Raw genomic sequence first — 21,260 nt, 5'->3', positions numbered from 1 at the left:
TTCAGTACCGCTTCCAGACGACGCGATTCACGTAGTCGGTGTAGCTGTGGAGGATCCGCACGACCTTGTCCGAGACGTTCGGCATGCTGTAGTCCTCGACCAGGCGCAGACTGCGCGTTTCGCCGCGAGCCTGGCTTTCGAGGATGCTCAGCCCTTGCAGCACACGCTCGGTTTCCAGCCCGACCATCATGGCCGCCGCCTCTTCCATGCCTTCCGGGCGCTCATGCGCCTCGCGGATGTTCAGCGCCGGGAAGTTGAGGATCGAGGCCTCTTCGCTGATGGTACCGCTGTCGGACAACACCGCCTTGGCTTCGAGCTGCAGCTTGTTGTAGTCCTTGAAGCCCAGTGGCTTGAGCAGGCGCACGTTGCCATGGAAGGTGACGCCCATGGCGGTCACGCGCTTCTGGGTACGCGGATGGGTGGAAACGATCACCGGCAGGTCGAACCGCTCGGCCACGGTATTGAGCACATCCACCAGCTTGAGGAAGTTGGTGTCCGAATCGACGTTTTCCTCGCGATGGGCGCTGACGACGAAGAACTTGCCAGGCTCCAGCCCGAGACGCTCGAGCACATCGGACGCATCGATGCCGTCACGGTAGTGATTCAACACCTCGAACATGGGGCTGCCAGTCTTGATCACTCGGTCGGCCGGCAGGCCCTCACGCAGCAGATAGTCGCGCGCGATAGTGCTGTAGGTGAGGTTGATATCGGCGGTGTGGTCGACGATGCGGCGGTTGATCTCTTCCGGCACGCGCATGTCGAAGCAGCGGTTACCGGCCTCCATGTGGAAGGTCGGAATCTTGCGGCGCTTGGCCGGCAGCACCGCCATGCAGCTGTTGGTATCGCCCAGCACCAGCAGTGCGTCCGGCGCGATCTCTGCCAGCACTCGATCGACGGCGATGATCACGTTGCCAATGGTCTCGGCACCCGTCGCACCCGCCGCGTTGAGGAAATGGTCCGGCTTGCGAATGCCGAGATCACTGAAGAAGATCTCGTTCAGTTCATAGTCATAGTTCTGGCCGGTATGCACCAGGACGTGGTCGCAGTGCAGGTCCAGCGCCGCCATGACGCGCGACAGGCGGATGATTTCAGGGCGCGTGCCCACTACGGTGACGACTTTCAGTTTCTTCATTTCTGACTTCTACCTTGAAACGCCGGCTCAGGCGTGGGTACCCACGGGCCGGGCATATGTATCCGGGTGATCACGATCGAAAATTTCATTGGCCCACAGCATGACGATCATTTCATCGTCACCGACGTTGGTGATGTCGTGCGTCCAGCCCGGGACCGTTTCCACAACCTGCGGCTTGTCGCCAGTGGTGAACAGCTCGTGGAACTCGCCCGAGACCACATGCCTGAAGCGGAAGCACGCCGAGCCCTTGATCACCAGAAACTTCTCGGTCTTGCTGTGGTGATAGTGCCCACCGCGCGTGACACCTGGATGCGCGGTGAAATACGAGAACTGCCCGGAATCCCGGGTTTTCAGCATTTCGACGAAGACACCCCGTGGATCGCCGTACTTGGGCACCTCGTAGGTGAACTTTTCTGGCGGCACGTAACTCAGGTACGTCGAGTACAGCGCACGCACAAGGCCGGTACCGACCGGCTCGGTGATCATGGTCCGGCGGCTGTCGCGAAACGCTTGCAACTGCTCGGCCAGTTGGCCAACCGTGATCGCGTATACCGGCTGAACCTCGACGAACGCGTCTGCGCCGCCCTTGCCGTCCATCAACTCGATGAAGGTAGCGATCACATCATCGACGTAGGTCAGATTGATCTGCGCATCAGGGTCGTTGATGCTGATGGCCAGGTCACGCGCGATATTGTGACAGAAAGTCGCGACCGCCGAGTTGTAGTTGGGCTTCGCCCATTTACCGAACACGTTAGGCAACCGGAAGATGTGCACGGGCACGTCAAGCTCTTCGCGCAGGGCCAGCAGTTCATCTTCCGCGTCACGCTTGCTCTTGCCATAGGGATTGTCGAGCTTGGCCTGGGTGGAGGAGCTGTAGACCACGGGAATCTTGCGACCGCTGGCGCGCACCGCCGCGCACAGCGCACGGGTCAGGTCGGCGTTGCCGACATGGAACTCTTTCGGATCCTGCGGCCTGTTCACACCCGCCAGATGGAAGATGAAGTCGGCCTGCGCGACCATTCCCGGCAACGCGTCCAGCGCATGTTCACGGGTGAATCCCATGACCTCGACATCACTGCGCTCGCCAAGATGCACAAGCAGGTTCTTGCCGACGAAACCATTGATTCCGGTGATCAGGACACGCATGGCTTATTCCTCGGGCGCCGCGTTTTCGCCACGCTTGATGGCACGCATGAAGTCGAGCTTGAGCAGCAGTTCCTGCATGCCGTCGACATCCAGGCGCTCAGTGTTGTGCGAGTTGTAGTCTTCCGTGCGAGAGATCTTGGTTTCCCCTTCCTCGACGAACTTGGCGTAGTTCAGGTCGCGCAGGTCCGGCGGCACACGGAAGTACTCGCCCATGTCTTCGGCGCAGGCCATCTCTTCGCGGCTGAGCAGGGCTTCGAACAGCTTTTCACCGTGACGAGTGCCGATCACCTGGATCGGGTGATCCGGCTGCCCAACGAGTCTGGTCAGCGCCTGGGCCAACGTTTCCACGGTCGCCGCCGGCGCTTTCTGCACGAACAGGTCGCCGTTGTTGCCGTGTTCGAACGCGTACAGCACCAGATCAACGGCATCGGCCAGGGTCATCATGAAGCGAGTCATGGTCGGATCGGTGATCGTCAACGGCTTGCCGGCACGAATCTGGTCGATGAACAACGGAATGACCGAGCCACGCGAAGCCATCACGTTGCCATAGCGGGTGCCACAGATGACGGTCTTCTTCTCGTCCACGTTGCGCGACTTGGCCACCATGACCTTTTCCATCATCGCCTTGGAGATACCCATGGCATTGATCGGGTAGACGGCCTTGTCGGTGCTCAGGCAGACCACACGCTTCACTTCGTTCTGGATGGCCGCCTCCAGCACGTTCTCCGTGCCAAGGACGTTGGTCTTCACCGCTTCGAGCGGATGGAACTCACAGGAAGGAACCTGTTTGAGCGCTGCGGCATGAAAGATGTAATCGACACCGCGGCTGGCGGCCAGAATACTTTGATAATCACGCACGTCGCCGATATAAAACTTCAGCTTGTCGCTGGCATAGCGCTTGCGCATGTCATCTTGCTTTTTTTCATCGCGGCTGAAAATACGGATCTCGCCAATATCCGTATCGAGGAAGCCTTTAAGCACAGCATTACCAAACGACCCGGTACCGCCTGTGATCAGGAGGGTTTTACCTTTGAAATTCATACTTTCTCGCATGCTGATAAAATGTTGCTGGTAGCAGATTCGACTTTCATTTCCTGCTCATAATAGTGCCGGCCGTTTGACGCGCAGCGCGCCAAAAATACGCTATCCAGGCGCATTTTTTCAAGGGCCTGGCCAAGCGTCACGGGGTCACCGGCCTCTACCCACAAGCCTGCTTTCATGTCATCGACCAGAATACTCCCGAACTCGGTGTAGCGATCGATGGAGGCAAGAATCGGCAAGCCCACTTTCAGATAATCAATGGATTTCGAAGGAAAACTCGGCACGGCATGCTGGCCGGACAACGACACGATTCCCACATCACAAACCGCCACCACGTTTTCATACTCGTCACGCGGCACATAATCAATAAACAGAACGTTGTGCAGTCGCTCCTCGAGGGCGCGCGCCTTGAGCCGCGGCAGCTCGCTGCCACGGCCGATGAATACGAACTGATACGCGGGATCACCCTTCAGGCTCGCGGCCAGGTCGAGAATATTGTCCAAGCCCTGGACGACGGACATGGCACCACCGTAAATGGATACGAACGCGTCCTGCTCGATAGCGTACTTTGCTCGAATGGCCTTGCGCTGCTCCGATGACATCTCCACTCGGGGCAGCTGCTTGGTCCACAATGGCAACAAGCTGACCCGCGCGGCATCGACTTCATAGTTGCACCGCAGGAATTCGGCACTGCCCTTGGTCATGCAACCGATGGCATCGAACTTGTTGTACAGACGATTCTCCCAGCGCACGAAGAAGTTGAACAACTTGCTGCGCCCACCGGACCACAGATCACGCATGTAATAGGGGAAAAAATCCCAAAGAATCAGATACTTCTTGGCCTTCGGCTTGACCCGGAAGAAATCCAGCAAACCCCATATCACGATGCAGGGCGTGGTGGCCACGATCACATCGGCCTCGAGGATCTTCTGCTTGTAGCGCAACCTGACCAAGAGCGAGAACAAGAAGATCTTCAGCATCGCGCATATGAAGTTTTTCTTGTAGAAAAACTTCCAGAGGCGCTGGCGGTAAACCTTCACGCCATTCAGGTCGATGACCGCGTTGCCACCGTCCGCGTACTCCCAGCTCAAGGCAAGCACGGAAACCTGCTGCCCCTCGCGAGAGAAACACTCGGCCAATTCATTGGTCAGCCACCCCTCTCCCGCACCGCACGGGTACTTGGTCGTCAATAACAAAACCTTACTCATTCGAGCCTCGCCATAGCCTACGCAATTCTTCATGCAATTCGTCCACTCTCTGCGCGCCGGTACTGCGAACCTCGATCCGCTCGGAAAAAAGGCTCTGATAGGGGAAGTAGACCATTGCAAGATGGGTCAAGACAAATTTCCCATACAGGGCGCCACTCACCACGCATACGACACCGCACAACAACGAGCGATTGACCCACGTGGAAAAATCGAAAGCCCGCCATATATAAGCCAATAAAAAAAACAAAAAGAATGCCTGAAATCTCGACAAAAATGTCGGATAAGCCCAAAAGAAAAAACTGATGACCACGGCCATACACGCCAGCGCAAACTGAAACTGTTGCTCTGGGGTATAGTCGCCCGCACGCAACTGCATGCGTCGACGATACCCGGAAAGATGAAACAGCGCCAAAAACAGCACGGTAAACAACAACTTATACAGCACACTGACACTGGGTGTATCCAAGCCTTCGTAGATTACATACTTCTGTAAAAAAGGCAGGGCCGCCAGCACGCTGATCAGGCCGCCAGGCATATTGACCCCGATCAAATAACAGGCCGCCAACCCCCACACGCACCACTTGGACAGCGTGTAATTGATTCCGACCAGGCGGACCGCAAAAAACACCCCGATCGCAAAGATGCTTGAAGTATGAAACATGCTGGCTGCCAGGAAAAACAGGCCGCACACCAGCCACTTACGCTCAAAACAGTAAACAGCGCCACAGAGAAACAACGCCAGCGCGAGCCCCTGACGCATCAAGGAGAAAGAATTTATCAAATAGAGATCAGGCACCGTGTAGTAAACAGCTAGCGCCAACAGCGCAAAGGTCTTGAAAAACTTCCTGATGAACACGGCAACCAGAAAAACCTGCAATGCACTGACGAAGAACTGGAACGCGGTGAAGTCCAACGCCCAATATCGAAACAAACCAGCCAACAACCTGAACCCAAGTTCGAACTGATACTTGCCCTCGAGCCGATCGCCCATGACATAGAATTCTTCGTAGGCAGGCCAGTCATAGCCCGTCTCGTAACGCGTTGCGGAAAAAACAATCAACATCAACGAAAGCACGGCATACACCGCCTTTTCCGTGCGTGGATTCAGCCCTCCGAGAGCCCACGCCCACAGCGCGCCCCCCCATACCGCAAGGAGCACGATCGTATACACATCGAGGAAGCGGCTTGCCAGCTCCATCAAGCTTCTGTCTTGGCTTTCAGCTTCAAGGATCTGACCATCATCAGGATGATGGCCGCCACAAACACTGCACCAACCAGGCCAGTCAGCATCAGGCGCGCGTAGAGTTCCCACTCTTTGATCACGCTATAAACCCCCAAGACAAGCAAGACGCTCGCCGTCAACAGGGCAACGCGCTTGATGAACGAAACGTTCAGCTTTTCACAGGCGAGATACAACAAGATCCCCGTGTCGAATACTGCCCTGGCCACCCAGACCCATGCGGCCCCGACCACTCCGAACTTGAGCGTGAGCCCCCAAAGCAAGAGCAGGAAAACCGGCACCTCCAACACCTGCAGCAGAGCGACGGCCCTGGCGTTGCCCGCCCCCTGCAGCAATGTGAGGGGCACGTGCGCCATGCAGTTGATCAGGATTGCAAACGCGAAGATGACCAGAAGCTCCTGACCCTCGCGGGCAAACTCCACCCCGACCCAGAAATCCAACAAGTCGTATGAAAATGTCGCCAGCGTCAACGACAAGGGAGCGATCACGATGAAAATGGCCGCACTCGACAGGTCGAACAGCTTGACGGTGCCGTTTCGAGACGCGGCGGAACAGGAAAGGCCACCGGAAAACATCGGAAACAATACTGCGGTCAATGCTCCCGGAAGAATCCATAGCTTGGTCACCAGCTCGTTGGGGGTCACGTAAAAGGCAACCGCATTGGCCGAAACCAGAGCCCCCAACACGAACCGGTCGGCATAGGCCATGATCGGGCCGACGACACTGGCAACCGACAGCCACCCGCCGCTGGCACAGAGTGATTTCACATGACGGCCATCCCATGCCAATGACCGATGCTCGATCGGCGCCACATGCGCGCGAGCGTAGTACCAATAGACGATACAGGCCACAAGCCTGCCAAGCGCAAGCACCGCGGCGATGAGGTCCAGCCGCGGGCCAAAGACGCCACACACCAGCACCGGCCCAATGAACGTATAGATCCCCAAAGGCAAACGCACGGCATTGACCCTGCCGAACGCCTGACGCGCTTCCAGCACGCCCCTGAAGCCGGAGGCCAGAATGATGAACGGCACGGACACAGCCATTATCTGAAAGGCAGCGGTGGTTTCCTGCAGGTCCGTCACGCCCTTCACGAAACCGACAATCTCGCCGCTGAGCACGAACATGCAAGCGCCGACGACGACGCCAACCCCGACCATGAGCGCATAGGCCGTCCCCATGACGGCCCCCAGTTCTTGAGGTGCGGGCTGAGCATCCAGCCTGGCAACCTGCAGCGTCAGCGCCCGCCCAAGACCAAGATCAAAAATTCCCGCATAGCTGACGACGGCCCACATCAACGCGAGCAGGCCAAACTTTTCAGCGCCCAGCAGTTGAATGAGGTAAGGGATGGTGAAAACCGCAACAACCATGGGCAAGCCCAGTCCCGCAAGATTCAGGACCGCGCCTTTTACAACTTTCGACATCGAGCTCATAGGGGTCTATCAAATTATTCAATCATTTGCGCCGCTACCACGGCTCGAACCCATGCCAGGGACTCATTCTCAAAAGCAGCCGATTCCATGCGGGCTCGAATCGGCGAAACGCAGGATGATACCCGAACGACGGAGTCAAGGCTGAGTTCGTCAGCTTGAGTCGGGCTCGCCTGGCGGCAGGGCACGGATGTCGCGACGGCTATTTTCACCGAAAAGTGCCGAACACTGGGGGACCGTACATGACAGGGGCGACATGATGGCGCAAAAACTCATCGAGATCACCCTTGCATGGCAAACTATCGCCCCCGCCAACGAAAAATTGCCCACCCAGGCAACGCCTGACGCCGACACCATTGCCCTGGCAGCTCATCTTTCAACGCCGGAACGCTGCACGCCGCGCATCAGCAGAACCACCGCCACCGCCATCACACAACCAATGACAAACCCGAAGAGCACGATCATCGCTTTCTTCGGCTTGATGGCCCTGTCCGGGATCTGCACCTGCCCGTCTTGCCGATACACGCTGATCTTCTCCTCGTCCAAGCGCAACTGGTGATAGAAGGACAGCAGCTCCTCGCGCTGGCGAAGATCCTCGACAAATGGATCGTCCATCGTCCGCGTGCGCAACGCGCCGATCTGCGCCTCCAGCGCCTTGGTACCGCGCATGTAGGTCAGCAATTCGTCGGCCCCAGCCGCCCCTGCATTCGGCATGACCAAAGGGTCCCTCAGACCAATGGACTGGGCCACCGCCAAGGCTTCCGTCAGTCGATGAATCTTGTCTTCACGCTGTTGCCGGGCACCACTACGGGCCGCCCTGATGTCCTGCTCAAGATGCCGGGCCTTCAGCATCACCTCGGACTGGACGTTCTGAATGGCCTCTTCGCGACCAAGCGCCCCAGCCATCGTGGTAAATCGAACGGCCCAATCAGCGGCCTGCCTGGCATCAGGAAGTTCGACACTGACCACATGACGCAGGGCACCATCCCTGGACGCCTTGTCGACAGTAATCCGAGCCCGAAACTGCTCGAACAAGGCGTCCCGCGCATCACCGCGCTGCGCACTCGGCAAACTGGGCAAGTAGATTTCCTGGAAAAACCGGCGACGCAGCGCCTCCGATTGCAAATGACTCAGGTAAATACCGTAGACATCACTGGTGCCAAGCAAGCTAAGCCCGCTTACTTCGCCTCGCACATAGTTCAGCGGCGCAATATCCTTCTGCATCGGCGGCTGAACCCATAGACTGACTTGATACAACGGTGTCGCAAGGAATGCATAGACCAGCGCCATGAGCGTGCTCAACGCTACAATCGAGGCAACTATCAACTTCTTGGCAAGCAAGTACCTCAACCACTCGGAAAGATCAATTTCATCATTACGCTCACGGCACTCATGCTCACGGGGCATCTATTAGAATTTCCTCGGCTGTAACGTTTTTTCGACCACAACGAGTCACACACCCGAAACGAAGTTCAACGTACGGGATCAAGAACGGGAGATCAGTATTGGGCCGCTAGGGGATTTCGACCTCGACCGCCTTGCCGCAGGCGCGATATCGACGCTTCAGCGCATCGGCCAACTCGCGCTTGGCGACATCGTCACCATGCACCAGCACTATCTTGCCCGCAGGCTCGGCCTGTCCCATCGCAAACGTCACGAGTCCGTGCTGGTCCGCGTGCCCGGAGTACCCACTCAAGGTCATCACCTTTGACCGGATCTCGTACCGTTGGCCATCGAGATCGACCCGTACAAGGCCCTCCTCCTCCTCACTGGCCTGGATCACTGCCCCGGGCGTTCCCTTTACCTGGTGCCCGACGAACATCACCTCATGCCGCGGATCTTCCAGCATTGCCTTGAGATAATTGACAATCCGCCCCCCCGAGCACATGCCATTGCCGGCAATCACAATAGCTGGCCGTCCGGTGCTCTTGAGATAGTTGACGACCTGCTGGTGACGGGCATGCGTGTCAATGATGACGAGCTGTCGAAACCCCAGCGGATCACGCCCCTGCGCCAGGCGCTCCCTGGCTTCCTCACGCCAGAACAGGTGCAGCTCGCGATAGGCCTGGGTAATGCGCTGAGCCAGCGGCGAGTCGAGTACTACGGGCAAGCGCGCCCAATCACTGAACCCCTCCGCCGGCGCATCCCCCTCCTGATCCGATAACCCCTTGCGATGCAGGATATCTTCTATTTCATAGAGCAACTCTTGCGTACGCCCCAGGCTGAAGGCAGGTATCAAGATGGTGCCGTGATCCACCAGGGCACGGTCGATTGCTGCTTCGAGCTGCTGTCGGCGCCCGCTGCGATCCGGATGCAGGCGATCGCCATAGGTGCTCTCCATTACCAATACATCAGCACGCTCCAGCGGACTTACCGGACACAACAGGGGATTGTCGGAAGCCCCCAGATCGCCAGAAAAGACTATGCGCGTACAAGCATCAGCCAGTTTCACTTCGCACTCGGCGTAAGCCGAGCCAAGTAGATGCCCGGCACGCTGCAAACGAATAGCGCAACTCAAGCCAGGGCGCTCCACGACCACGTGCCACTGCCCAAACGGTATGGGAAAGATATGGTACTGAAGAAACGTTACATAGCGTGCAAGTTGCCCTGAATCGGCACTGATGGCCAGGCGATAGGCATCCTCGAGCACCAGCGGCAATAACTTTGCGGAAGGCTCGCTGCAGAAGATCCGCCCACGAAAACCGGCGGCAAAAAGATGAGAGATACGACCGACATGATCTAGATGGACGTGGGTAACGATCACGGCGCGAATGCCGCAAACATCGAAGCCCAGTTCGTTCGCCCGCGAGCCAGGCTGACGCTCTGCTCCCTGCTCCAGCCCACAATCGATCAGAAGACTGGTCGCATCATCCAGATGCAGCTGATGGCAGGACCCCGTCACACCACGGACTCCGCCATGGTGATCGATCGCTGGGAATTGCATCTTGCTACCCCTTCGGCTGCCGTTGAGAAAGTGCGTATTACTTCACTTCTCGCACGGCAAAAAAATGGGCATCTTCCCTGCGAACTGTAGGACGCTTCCTTAACTCTCGGAGAAGGCCGCTCGACGGGCAGCAGCGCTGATCTTGCGCTTGCCGCGCATCAGACCATAAGCCCCCAGAAGAGGGCCGATTGCCAAGCCAACAAGCAGCGCAGCCAGCACCAACACCGCCACCGGAATGGCCGGCGCTGTCCAGCCAAACATCATCAGTGACACTGCTTGCTGATTCTCCAGTACGAAGAACAGCACCACTGCCGCCAGCAGCAACACGAACAGCGCCACTACGGCGCGCTTGAGGTTACGCATCGGACTGCTCCTTCAATTGCTCAGCCAGGCTCATGCTCTTCTTCATTGACCCGGTCACGCAGCTCCTTGCCAGGCTTGAAGTGTGGGACATATTTGCCCACGAGACTGACCGACTGCCCGGTCTTGGGATTGCGCCCTACGCGCGGCGCGCGATAGTGCAGCGAGAAACTGCCAAAGCCGCGGATCTCGATGCGATCCCCGGTCGCCAGGCACTGCGACATCTGCTCAAGCATGGTCTTGATGGCTAACTCGACGTCCTTGGACGAGAGCAGCCCCTGATGGGTGACAATACGTTCGATCAGCTCCGACTTCGTCATATTTTTCCCTTCGTTATCAAGCAGCTAGATCATTGCTTAATCAGTTTGTAGCATGCTCCGGCTGATTTGAACAGGCCGGTTCTTGACTAAACAAAAAAATTCAAGATACGGATTTTTTCACGAGCCATGAGAAGCCTCCTAAATCGGCGCAGGGAGCGAATAGCCAAGCGCTGCCGACAAATCGCAGGTACAAAAAAAGGGCGACCCGAGGGTCGCCCTTTTTCACCGATCAAACAGAACTCAGTTCTGCTTGGCCATTGCTTCGCGCAGCAGCGCGGCCATGGTGGTGTCGGCAGCCGCTTCCGGAGCGTTTTTCAGGCTCTGGATGGCTTCGCGCTCTTCAGCATCGTCCTTCGATTTGATGGACAGGCTGATGACGCGGGACTTACGGTCGACGCTGATGATCTTGGCTTCGATCTCTTCGCCTTCCTTCAGCACGTTACGGGCGTCTTCAACGCGGTCACGGCTGATTTCGGAAGCCTTCAGAGTAGCTTCGATGTCGTCGGCCAGGGTCACGATAGCGCCCTTGGCGTCAACTTCCTTGACGATACCTTTTACGATAGCGCCCTTGTCGTTGACAGCAACGAAGTTGGAGAACGGATCGTCTTCCAGCTGCTTGATGCCCAGGGAGATGCGCTCGCGCTCTGGGTCAACCGACAGGATGACGGTTTCCAGCTCGTCGCCCTTCTTGAAGCGACGCACGGCTTCTTCGCCAGCTTCGTTCCAGGAGATGTCGGACAGGTGAACCAGACCGTCGATGCCGCCGTCCAGGCCGATGAAGATACCGAAGTCGGTGATCGACTTGATGGTACCGGTGATCTTGTCACCCTTGTTGAACTGGCCGGAGAAGTCTTCCCATGGGTTCGATTTGCACTGCTTGATACCCAGGGAGATACGACGACGCTCTTCGTCGATGTCCAGAACCATGACTTCCACTTCGTCGCCAACCTGAACGACTTTCGACGGGTGGATGTTCTTGTTGGTCCAGTCCATTTCGGAGACGTGCACCAGGCCTTCAACACCTTCTTCCAGCTCAGCGAAGCAGCCATAGTCGGTCAGGTTGGTGACGCGAGCCATGACGCGGGTGCTTTCTGGGTAGCGGGCTTTGATAGCAACCCATGGGTCTTCGCCCAGTTGCTTCAGACCCAGCGAAACGCGGTTGCGCTCGCGATCGTACTTCAGGACCTTGACGTCGATCTCGTCACCAACGTTGACGATTTCCGACGGGTGCTTGATACGCTTCCAGGCCATGTCGGTGATGTGCAGCAGACCATCGACGCCGCCCAGGTCAACGAACGCACCGTAGTCGGTGAGGTTCTTGACGATACCTTTGACCTGCTGGCCTTCCTGCAGCGATTCCAGCAGAGCTTCGCGCTCGGCGCTGTTTTCGGCTTCCAGGACGCTGCGACGGGAAACGACAACGTTGTTGCGCTTCTGGTCCAGCTTGATGACCTTGAATTCCAGCTCTTTGCCTTCGAGGTGGGTGGTGTCGCGCACTGGGCGGACATCAACCAGGGAGCCCGGCAGGAACGCACGGATGCCGTTAACGTCGACAGTGAAGCCGCCTTTAACCTTACCGTTGATAACGCCCTTGACCACTTCTTCGGCAGCGAAAGCAGCTTCCAGAACAATCCAGCACTCGGCGCGCTTGGCTTTTTCACGGGACAGCTTGGTTTCGCCAAAGCCGTCTTCGACCGCGTCCAGCGCAACGTGAACTTCGTCACCGACCTTGATGGTCAGCTCGCCAGCTTCGTTGATGAACTGCTCGAGCGGGATGACGCCCTCGGACTTCAGGCCAGCGTGAACGGTAACCCAGTCGCCGTCGATGTCGACAACGATACCGGTGATGATGGCACCCGGCTGAAGATTGAGGGTTTTCAGGCTTTCTTCAAAGAGTTCTGCAAAGCTTTCGCTCATTTTAATTCCTGTAGATTCGGGCGAAACAGACGCCCATAGCCACATTCCAGACAATGTGGGTTTCGTTAAGTAAAGAAGAACTGGCAGGACGTTGACTGGTGCCCCTGCCCGCTCTCCTCTCCATCAGGCCAGGTCGCGCAGGGCGAGCTCGCTTCTGATGCGTTGCAGCACCTGCTCGATGGACAACTCCGTGGAATCCAGCTGAATGGCATCGACCGCTGGCTTGAGCGGGGCCACTGCGCGCTGGGTGTCGCGCTCGTCGCGCGCACGGATCTCATCTAGCAGACTTGACAGACTAACATCTTCACCCTTGCCCTTCAACTGCAGGTAGCGGCGACGGGCACGCTCCTCGGCGCTGGCGGTGAGGAACACCTTGAGTGGCGCGTCGGGGAACACCACGGTACCCATGTCGCGACCGTCGGCGATCAACCCCGGGGTCTCGCGAAAGGCGCGCTGGCGCTGCAGCAGCGCCTCGCGCACGGCCGGCAGCGAAGCGACCATCGAGGCGCCGGCGCCGACGGTCTCGGTACGAATGACATGGCTGACATCCTCACCCTCGAGAATGATCTGCTGCAACTTGCCCGGCTCGGCGGCGATGAACTGCACGTCCAGATGGGCGGCCAGGGCCTTGAGCAGCTCTTCGTTGGTCAGGTCGACACCGTGATTGCTGGCATTGAAGGCGAGCAGGCGGTACAGGGCACCAGAATCGAGCAGTTTCCAACCCAGTTCGCGGGCCAGCATGCCGGCGACCGTGCCCTTGCCCGAGCCACTCGGCCCATCGATGGTGATGACTGGTGCTTGCGAACTCACGACTTGCCCTCTTCGGCGACACGAATGCCAACTTCGGCGCACAGTGCCAGGAAGTTCGGGAACGACGTGGCGACGTTGGCGCAATCATGGATGACGATCGGCGCACTGGCGCGCAGCGACGCGACACTGAAGGCCATGGCAATGCGATGGTCGCCATGGCCATGCACTTCACCTCCGCCGATCTGGCCGCCGTCGATGATGATGCCGTCCGGGGTCGGCTCGCACTTGATGCCCAGGGTGATCAGGCCGTCAGCCATCACCTGGATGCGATCCGACTCCTTGACCCGCAGCTCTTCGGCGCCACGCAGCACGGTGCGCCCTTCGGCACAGGCCGCGGCGACGAACAGCACCGGGAACTCGTCGATCGCCAGCGGCACCAGGTGCTCGGGGATCTCGATGCCCTTGAGCTTGGCCCCGCGCACACGCAGGTCGGCCACCGGCTCGCCGCCGACCTCACGCTGGTTTTCCAGGGTGATGTCACCCCCCATCAGGCGCAGGATATCGATCACACCGGTACGAGTCGGGTTGATGCCGACATGCTCGAGCACCAGCTCGGAACCTTCGGCGATGGACGCCGCCACCAGGAAGAACGCCGAGGAGGAAATATCCGCCGGCACCTCGATGCGGGTGGCGGTGAGCTTGCCACCGGACTGCAGGGATGCCACCGGGCCGTTGGACTCGACCGAGTAGCCAAAGCCGCGCAGCATGCGCTCGGTGTGGTCACGGGTCGGTGCCGGCTCAGTGACGGTAGTGGTGCCTTCGGCGTACAGGCCGGCCAGCAGCAGGCAGGATTTGACCTGGGCACTGGCCATCGGCAGCGTGTAATTCAGCGCCTTGAGCTTGTGCCCGCCACGGATGGTCAGCGGCGGACGGCCTTCAGGACCGGTCTCGACCACCGCGCCCATTTCGCGCAGCGGGTTGGCCACGCGATTCATCGGACGCTTGGACAGCGAGGCATCGCCGGTCATGGTGGTGTCGAACGGCTGTGCCGCCAGCAGGCCAGACAGCAGGCGCATCGAGGTACCGGAGTTACCGACGTACAGCGGCCCGGGTGGCGGCTTGAGGCCGTGCAGGCCGACGCCATGAATGGTCACGCGGCCGTGGTGCGGGCCCTCGATGACCACACCCATGTCGCGGAAGGCCTGCAAGGTGGCCAGGGCGTCCTCGCCCTCGAGGAAACCTTCCACCTCGGTGGTGCCTTCGGCCAGCGAGCCGAGCATGATCGAGCGGTGGGAAATCGACTTGTCGCCAGGTACGCGGATCCGTCCGGACACGCGGCCACCCGGTTGGGCCAGGAAAATCAGATCGTTGGCGTTCATAGCGTCCACATAGGCCCGGCGGGCCAGGATTTTACTGAAATGCTCGCGGGCAACCCGAGCGCGGGTAAACACACCCAGCAGCTGGTGCCCGTCCCCAGCATCGACCGCGTCGCGCAAGGCGTCGAGGTCGCTGCGAAATGTATCGAGAGTGCGCAGGACCGCCTCGCGGTTGGCGAGGAAGATGTCATGCCACATGATCGGGTCGCTGCCGGCGATTCTCGTGAAATCGCGAAAGCCCCCCGCAGCGTACCGGAAGATGTCCAGGTTTTCATTGCGCTTGGCCAGCGAGTCGACCAGGCCGAAGGCCAGCAGGTGCGGCAGGTGGCTGGTGGCGGCCAGGACTTCGTCATGGCGTTCGACCGGCATGTGCTCGACATCGGCGTCCAGCGCGCGCCAGAGGCGATCGACCAGGGCCAGGGCCTGCGGATCGGTTTCCGCCAGCGGCGTGAGGATCACCTTGTGGCGACGGAACAATGCGGCATTGGAGGCTTCCACGCCGCTTTGCTCGGAACCCGCGATAGGGTGCCCCGGCACGAAGCGCGGCAGGCGCTCGCTGAAGGCTTGACGGGCGGCGCGCACCACATTGCCTTTGGCGCTGCCCACGTCGGTGATGACCGCATCGCCAAGCTCGAGCTCAGCCAGGCGAGCCAGCACCTTTTCCATCGCCAGGATCGGCACCGCCAGCTGAATGACGTCGGCACCGACACAGGCACTGGCGAGATCCTCCTCGCAGCGATCGACCACGCCGAGAGCCACGGCCTGCTTGCGCGACTCGGGATCCAGATCGACGCCGACCACTTCGCCGCACAGGCCGCTTTCACGCAGGCCCTTGGCGAAGGAGCCACCGATCAGGCCCAGACCTACCACGACGAGCCGGCCGATGAGCGGCGTGGGATTGTTTGTTACAGCATTAACCACGAGTGCGAACCCTGTTCAAAAATCAAGACAGCCCGTAAGTCCATCGCGGGCAAGCCCGCTCCCACGAGGCCAGCGATGGACCTTGAAACAAACCTCAGAGCACCGCCTTCGGATAGGAACCCAGCACCTTCAGCGCCACGGCCTCCTGGCTGATCTGCTCCAGCACCGCCCTGATCAGCGGATCGCGGTGATGGCCGACGAAGTCGATGAAGAACACATAGGTCCACTTGCCACTGCGCGACGGCCGGGTCTCGATGCGCGTCAGGTCGATGCCGTTTTCGTGGAACGGCACCAGCAACTCGTGCAGGGCGCCCGGCTTGTTGCTCATGGAGACGATGATCGAAGTCTTGTCGTCGCCAGTCGGCGGCACTTCCTGGTTGCCGATCATGAGGAAACGCGTGGAGTTGTCCGGACGATCCTCGATTTTCTCCGCCAGGCGGGTCAAGCCATACAGGTTGGCCGCCATGTCGCCGGCGATCGCCGCCGAGTTCCACTCGCCCTTGACCCGCTTGGCCGCCTCGGCATTGCTCGATACCGCCACGCGCTCGACGTTCGGGTAGTGGGCGTCCAGCCATTTGCGGCACTGGGCCAGCGACTGGGCGTGGGAGTAGATGCGGGTAATGCTGTCGGTCTTGGTGTTCTCACCCACCAGCAGGTGGTGGTGAATGCGCAACTCGACCTCGCCGCAGATGACCATGTCGTGCTCGAGGAAGCTGTCCAGGGTGTGACTGACCGCACCCTCGGTGGAGTTCTCCACCGGCACCACGCCGAAGTTGACGGCACCGGCCGCCACTTCGCGGAACACCTCGTCGATGGCCGCCATCGGACGACTGACCACGGCGTGGCCGAAGTGCTTCATGGCCGCGGCCTGGGTGAAGGTCCCTTCCGGGCCGAGGTAGGCGACCTTCAACGGCTCTTCGAGCGCCAGGCACGACGACATGATCTCGCGGAACAGCCGCGCCATCTCTTCGTTATCCAGCGGCCCGTTGTTGCGCTCCATGACGCGCTTGAGCACCGCAGCTTCACGCTCGGGGCGATAGAACACCGGCGCCTCGCCTTCGGCCAGCGACGCCGTCTTGACCTTGGCCACTTCCTGGGCGCACCGGGCGCGCTCGCTGATCAGCTCGAGGATCTTCTCGTCGAGACTGTCGATGCGCACGCGCAGTGCCTTGAGTTCCTGATCGGACATCATCCATGCTCCTTTTCGAATTCTTCCATGTAGTTGACCAACGCCTCGACGGCCTCCAGGCCCAGGGCGTTGTAGATCGAGGCCCGCATGCCACCGACCGAGCGGTGCCCCTTGAGATTGAGCAGGCCACGGGCGTCGGCGCCGGCCAGGAAGGCCTTGTCCAGGCGCTCGTCGGCCAGACGGAACGGCACGTTCATCCACGAGCGAGCGTTGTGGCTGATCGGGTTGGTGTAGAACTCGCTGCCATCGATGAAACCGTACAGGCGGTCTTTCTTGGCGCGATTGCGCTGTTCCATGGCCTCGACGCCACCCTGCTCCTTGAGCCACTCGAAGACCAGGCCCGAGAGGTACCAGGAATAGGTAGCCGGGGTGTTGTACATCGAACCGTTGTCGGCCGAGACCTTGTAGTCGAGCATGGTCGGGCAGCTGCTGCGGGCATGACCCAGCAGGTCTTCACGCACGACCACCACCACCAGGCCGCTGGGGCCGATGTTCTTCTGCGCGCCGGCGTAGATCAGGCCGTACTGCGACACGTCGATCGGGCGGGAGAGGATGTCCGAGGACATGTCGACCACCAGCGGCACATCGCCGGTCTCGGGCACCCAGTCGAACTGCAGGCCGCCAATGGTCTCGTTGGACGCATAGTGGACGTAGGCCGCGTTCTTGGTCAGATTCCATTCGTTCTGACCCGGAATGGCCAGGTAGTCGTAAGGCTTGGCGCTGGCGGCGACGTTGACGCTGCCGAAGCGACGCGCTTCCTCGATGGCCTTCTTCGACCAGATGCCGGTCTCGACGTAGTCGGCGGTGCCGTTCTCCGGCAGCAGGTTCAGCGGAATCTCGGCGAACTGCTGGCTGGCGCCGCCCTGCAGGAACAGCACCTTGTAGTTGGAGGGGACGGACAGCAGGTCGCGCAGGTCCTGCTCGGCCTTTTCCGCGATGGCCACATAGTCGTCGCTGCGATGGCTCATTTCCATCACCGACAGGCCCTTGCCACGCCAGTCCAGCATCTCGGCCTGGGCACGCTGCAGGACAGCATCGGGAAGCGCGGCCGGGCCTGCGCAGAAGTTAAAGGCTCGTTTGCTCACATCCACTCTCGCTCTGCCAAATAGAACAAATCGTAACTCACAGACCCCATCGGCTCCTGTAGGAGCGGCCTTGTGTCGCGAAAGGGCTGCGCAGCAGCCCTCGGCATTTTGCAGCGCCGCCGAAACCCTGGGGCCGCTTCGCGCCCCTTTCGCGACACAAGGCCGCTCCTACAGAAAGCGGACGTTGCCTGTTCCAATCAGTCAAACGGGGCGACCTTGGTCGCCCCGTTCGGGTTGTTGCATCGGTTATTCCTGAGGTGCCTCTTCGGCGCCTGCGCCGTCCTCGTCCAACGCATCGAGCGGGGCGCCCTCCTCGTCCGTCTCGATGATGTCATCGAGCTCTTCCTCGGATGGCTCCTGGACCCGTTCAAGCCCCACCAACGTCTCGTCGGCGGCCAGCTTGATCAGCGTGACACCCTGGGTGTTACGGCTCAGGCTGGACACTTCACCGACCCGCGTGCGCACCAGCGTGCCCTGGTCGGAGATCAGCATGATCTCTTCGCCTTCCTGTACCTGGATGGCACCGATCAGCAGGCCATTGCGCCCCTTGGTGCCCATGGCGATCACGCCCTGGCCGCCACGGCCGCGACGCGGGAACTTGGACAGCGGAGTACGCTTGCCGAAACCACGCTCGGAGGCGGTGAGGATCTGCGCGCCGGATTCCGGAATCAGCATGGAGATGATCTGCTGCCCTTTGCCCAGTTTCATGCCGCGCACACCACGGGCGTTACGGCCCATTTCGCGCACCACGCTCTCGGCGAAGCGGATCACCTTGCCGGCGTCGGAGAACATCATGACTTCCTTGGCGCCATCGGTGATGGCCGCGGCGATCAGGGTGTCGCCTTCCTTGAGCTTCAGGGCGATCAGGCCGTTGGAACGCGGACGGGCGAACTGAACCAGCGGGGTCTTCTTGACGGTACCGGAAGCGGTGGCCATGAAGATGTAGGCGCCCGTCGGCTCGGCAAGCCACTCAGGGGTATCGCCGTCTTCCTCGTCGATTTCCTCGACCTCGACCACTTCGCCTTCGATCACGGTGTCGTCCGCGTCCTCCAGCTCTTCGTCGGAGCCTGCGCTCTGCTGCAGGGCTTCCAGGTCGATCTGCAGCATGGCGGTGATGCGCTCACCTTCCTCCAGCGGCAGCAGGTTGACCAGCGGGCGGCCGCGGGCGGCGCGAGAGGCCTCGGGGATTTCGTAGGTCTTCTTCCAGTACACCTTGCCCTTGCTGGAGAACAGCAGCAGGGTGGCGTGGCTGTTGGCGACCAGCAGGTGCTCGATGTAGTCCTCGTCCTTGACCCCGGTCGCCGACTTGCCCTTGCCACCACGGCGCTGGGCCTGGTACGCGGACAACGGCTGGGTCTTGGCGTAACCACCGTGGGAGATGGTCACCACGCGCTCTTCTTCCGGAATCATGTCGCCGTAGTTGAGGTCGTGGCTGGCGTTGAGGATCTCGGTGCGACGCGCATCGCCGTACTCGGCACGGATCGCCTCGAGCTCTTCGCGGATCACTTCCATCAGGCGCTCGGCGCTGCTGAGGATGCGGATCAGTTCGCCGATCTGCTCGAGGATTTCCTGGTACTCGGCCAGCAGCTTCTCGTGCTCCAGGCCGGTCAGGCGGTGCAGGCGCAGCTCCAGGATCGCCTGGGCCTGTTCCGGCGACAGGTAGTACTTGCCATCGCGCAGGCCATACTGCTCCGGCAGGTCTTCCGGACGGCAGGATTCAGCGCCGGCACGCTCGACCATGACTTGCACGGCGCTGGACTCCCAGGCGGTGCTGATCAGCGCTTCCTTGGCTTCGGACGGCGTCGGCGAAGCCTTGATCAGGGCGATGACCGGATCGATGTTGGACAGCGCGACCGCCTGGCCTTCGAGAATGTGGCCACGTTCGCGGGCCTTGCGCAGCTCGAACACGGTGCGACGGGTCACCACTTCGCGGCGGTGACGGACGAACGCCTCGAGCAGGTCCTTGAGGTTCAGCAGGCGCGGGCGACCGTCGATCAGGGCGACGATGTTGATGCCGAACACGCTTTGCAGCTGGGTCTGCTGATAGAGGTTGTTGAGCACCACCTCCGGCACCTCGCCGCGACGCAGCTCGATGACGATGCGCATGCCGTCCTTGTCGGACTCGTCGCGCAGCTCGGTGATGCCTTCGATCTTCTTCTCCTTGACCAGCTCGGCGATCTTCTCGATCAGACGTGCCTTGTTCAGCTGGTACGGGAGTTCGGTGACGACGATCTGCTGGCGGCCACCGACCTTGTCGATGTCCTCGATCTCGGAACGGGCGCGCATATAGATGCGGCCACGGCCGGTGCGATAGGCCTCGATGATGCCCTGGCGACCGTTGATCAGGCCGGCGGTCGGGAAGTCCGGCCCCGGGATGAACTGCATCAGCTCATCGACCGTGATGTCGGAGTTGTCGATCAGCGCCAGGCAGCCATCGATCACTTCGCCGAGGTTGTGCGGCGGGATGTTGGTCGCCATGCCCACGGCGATACCGCTGGAACCGTTGACCAGCAGGTTGGGGATCTTGGTCGGCATGACCGCCGGGATCTGCTCGGTGCCGTCATAGTTCGGCACCCAGTCCACGGTTTCCTTGTGCAGGTCGGCCAGCAGCTCGTGGGCCAGCTTGGACATACGCACTTCGGTGTATCGCATGGCCGCGGCGTTGTCGCCGTCCACCGAACCGAAGTTGCCCTGGCCGTCGACCAGCAAGTAGCGCAGCGAGAATGGCTGGGCCATGCGCACGATGGTGTCGTACACGGCGGTGTCGCCGTGCGGGTGGTACTTACCGATCACGTCACCGACCACACGGGCGGATTTCTTGTACGGCTTGTTCCAGTCGTTGCCCAGTTCGCTCATCGCGTACAGCACGCGGCGATGCACGGGCTTCAAGCCGTCGCGCGCATCGGGCAGCGCTCGCCCGACAATCACGCTCATCGCGTAGTCGAGGTAAGACTGTCTCAGTTCGTCTTCGATATTGACCGGTAGGATTTCTTTGGCCAGTTCGCCCATGAGAAGCCTGATTCCTTTTTCTGGTGAAACTTCGCCTGATCCCTCGAAGGACGAACGAAGCTCGCCGCCGCAGCGCAAAGGGGGTGCGACGACTTACGACAAATCAATGAGTTGTGCCATGGATCTGCGCAATGAAGACCGCTGCAACGAGCAGTCTTGGAAACTGCCGGATGTTATCACAATCGCGGGCGG

16 protein-coding genes are annotated in these 21,260 nt (G+C 60.1%); all 16 read right to left on the bottom strand.

Annotation, left to right across the window (positions count from 1 at the left end; all coding sequences use genetic code 11):
• Position 1: 1 nt before the first annotated feature.
• Positions 2–1,132 (bottom strand): UDP-N-acetylglucosamine 2-epimerase (non-hydrolyzing), encoded by a 1,131-nt coding sequence (gene wecB, locus N5D48_RS06360; RefSeq protein WP_279882326.1) that lies wholly within the window; start codon positions 1,130–1,132, stop codon positions 2–4.
• Positions 1,133–1,159: 27 nt separating this feature from the next.
• Positions 1,160–2,278, bottom strand: coding sequence for a capsular polysaccharide biosynthesis protein CapF (locus N5D48_RS06355; RefSeq protein WP_279882324.1), 1,119 nt, complete (start codon positions 2,276–2,278; stop codon positions 1,160–1,162).
• A 3-nt stretch (positions 2,279–2,281) separates the two neighbouring features.
• Positions 2,282–3,319, bottom strand: coding sequence for a polysaccharide biosynthesis protein (locus tag N5D48_RS06350; protein WP_279882322.1), 1,038 nt, complete (start codon positions 3,317–3,319; stop codon positions 2,282–2,284).
• Positions 3,316–4,527 (bottom strand): glycosyltransferase family 4 protein, encoded by a 1,212-nt coding sequence (locus tag N5D48_RS06345; RefSeq protein ID WP_279882321.1) that lies wholly within the window; start codon positions 4,525–4,527, stop codon positions 3,316–3,318. The genes N5D48_RS06350 and N5D48_RS06345 overlap by 4 nt, the downstream gene beginning before the upstream one ends.
• Positions 4,520–5,725 carry an EpsG family protein gene (locus N5D48_RS06340; protein WP_279882319.1) on the bottom strand — a complete coding sequence of 402 codons (1,206 nt, stop codon included), beginning with the start codon at positions 5,723–5,725 and terminating at the stop codon, positions 4,520–4,522. Before N5D48_RS06340 ends, N5D48_RS06345 begins: the two co-directional genes overlap by 8 nt.
• A complete protein-coding gene (locus tag N5D48_RS06335; RefSeq protein ID WP_279882317.1) occupies positions 5,725–7,191 on the bottom strand; it encodes a flippase in 1,467 nt (488 codons plus the stop codon). The genes N5D48_RS06340 and N5D48_RS06335 overlap by 1 nt, the downstream gene beginning before the upstream one ends.
• A 375-nt stretch (positions 7,192–7,566) precedes the next feature.
• Positions 7,567–8,604, bottom strand: a complete 1,038-nt coding sequence (locus N5D48_RS06330) for a Wzz/FepE/Etk N-terminal domain-containing protein (protein WP_279882315.1) — start codon at positions 8,602–8,604, stop codon at positions 7,567–7,569.
• A 106-nt stretch (positions 8,605–8,710) separates the two neighbouring features.
• Entirely contained in the window at positions 8,711–10,141 is a 1,431-nt protein-coding gene (locus N5D48_RS06325) for an MBL fold metallo-hydrolase (RefSeq protein WP_279882313.1), read from the bottom strand.
• A gap of 99 nt (positions 10,142–10,240) precedes the next feature.
• A complete protein-coding gene (locus tag N5D48_RS06320) occupies positions 10,241–10,504 on the bottom strand; it encodes a lipopolysaccharide assembly protein LapA domain-containing protein (protein WP_279882311.1) in 264 nt (87 codons plus the stop codon).
• 20 nt (positions 10,505–10,524) lie between these two features.
• A complete protein-coding gene (gene ihfB, locus N5D48_RS06315) occupies positions 10,525–10,821 on the bottom strand; it encodes an integration host factor subunit beta (RefSeq protein ID WP_279882310.1) in 297 nt (98 codons plus the stop codon).
• Positions 10,822–11,061: 240 nt separating this feature from the next.
• Entirely contained in the window at positions 11,062–12,738 is a 1,677-nt protein-coding gene (gene rpsA / locus N5D48_RS06310) for a 30S ribosomal protein S1 (protein WP_028690822.1), read from the bottom strand.
• Positions 12,739–12,861: 123 nt separating this feature from the next.
• On the bottom strand, positions 12,862–13,548 hold the full coding sequence (gene cmk, locus N5D48_RS06305; RefSeq protein WP_279882308.1) for a (d)CMP kinase: 687 nt from the start codon (positions 13,546–13,548) through the stop codon (positions 12,862–12,864).
• The gene (locus N5D48_RS06300) at positions 13,545–15,785 is read right to left on the bottom strand and encodes a bifunctional prephenate dehydrogenase/3-phosphoshikimate 1-carboxyvinyltransferase (protein WP_279882306.1); all 2,241 of its coding nucleotides are present in this window, start codon (positions 15,783–15,785) and stop codon (positions 13,545–13,547) included. Before N5D48_RS06300 ends, cmk begins: the two co-directional genes overlap by 4 nt.
• 94 nt (positions 15,786–15,879) lie before the next feature.
• Positions 15,880–16,974, bottom strand: coding sequence for a prephenate dehydratase (gene pheA / locus N5D48_RS06295; RefSeq protein ID WP_279882304.1), 1,095 nt, complete (start codon positions 16,972–16,974; stop codon positions 15,880–15,882).
• A complete protein-coding gene (gene serC / locus N5D48_RS06290) occupies positions 16,974–18,059 on the bottom strand; it encodes a 3-phosphoserine/phosphohydroxythreonine transaminase (protein ID WP_279882302.1) in 1,086 nt (361 codons plus the stop codon). Before serC ends, pheA begins: the two co-directional genes overlap by 1 nt.
• Positions 18,060–18,305: 246 nt before the next feature.
• On the bottom strand, positions 18,306–21,068 hold the full coding sequence (gyrA, locus tag N5D48_RS06285) for a DNA gyrase subunit A (RefSeq protein WP_279882300.1): 2,763 nt from the start codon (positions 21,066–21,068) through the stop codon (positions 18,306–18,308).
• Positions 21,069–21,260: the final 192 nt, after the last annotated feature.

The organism is Pseudomonas sp. GD03858 (assembly GCF_029840925.1).
Taxonomy (GTDB): Bacteria; Pseudomonadota; Gammaproteobacteria; order Pseudomonadales; family Pseudomonadaceae; genus Aquipseudomonas.
This window is presented reverse-complemented; position numbering and strand designations above follow the sequence as displayed.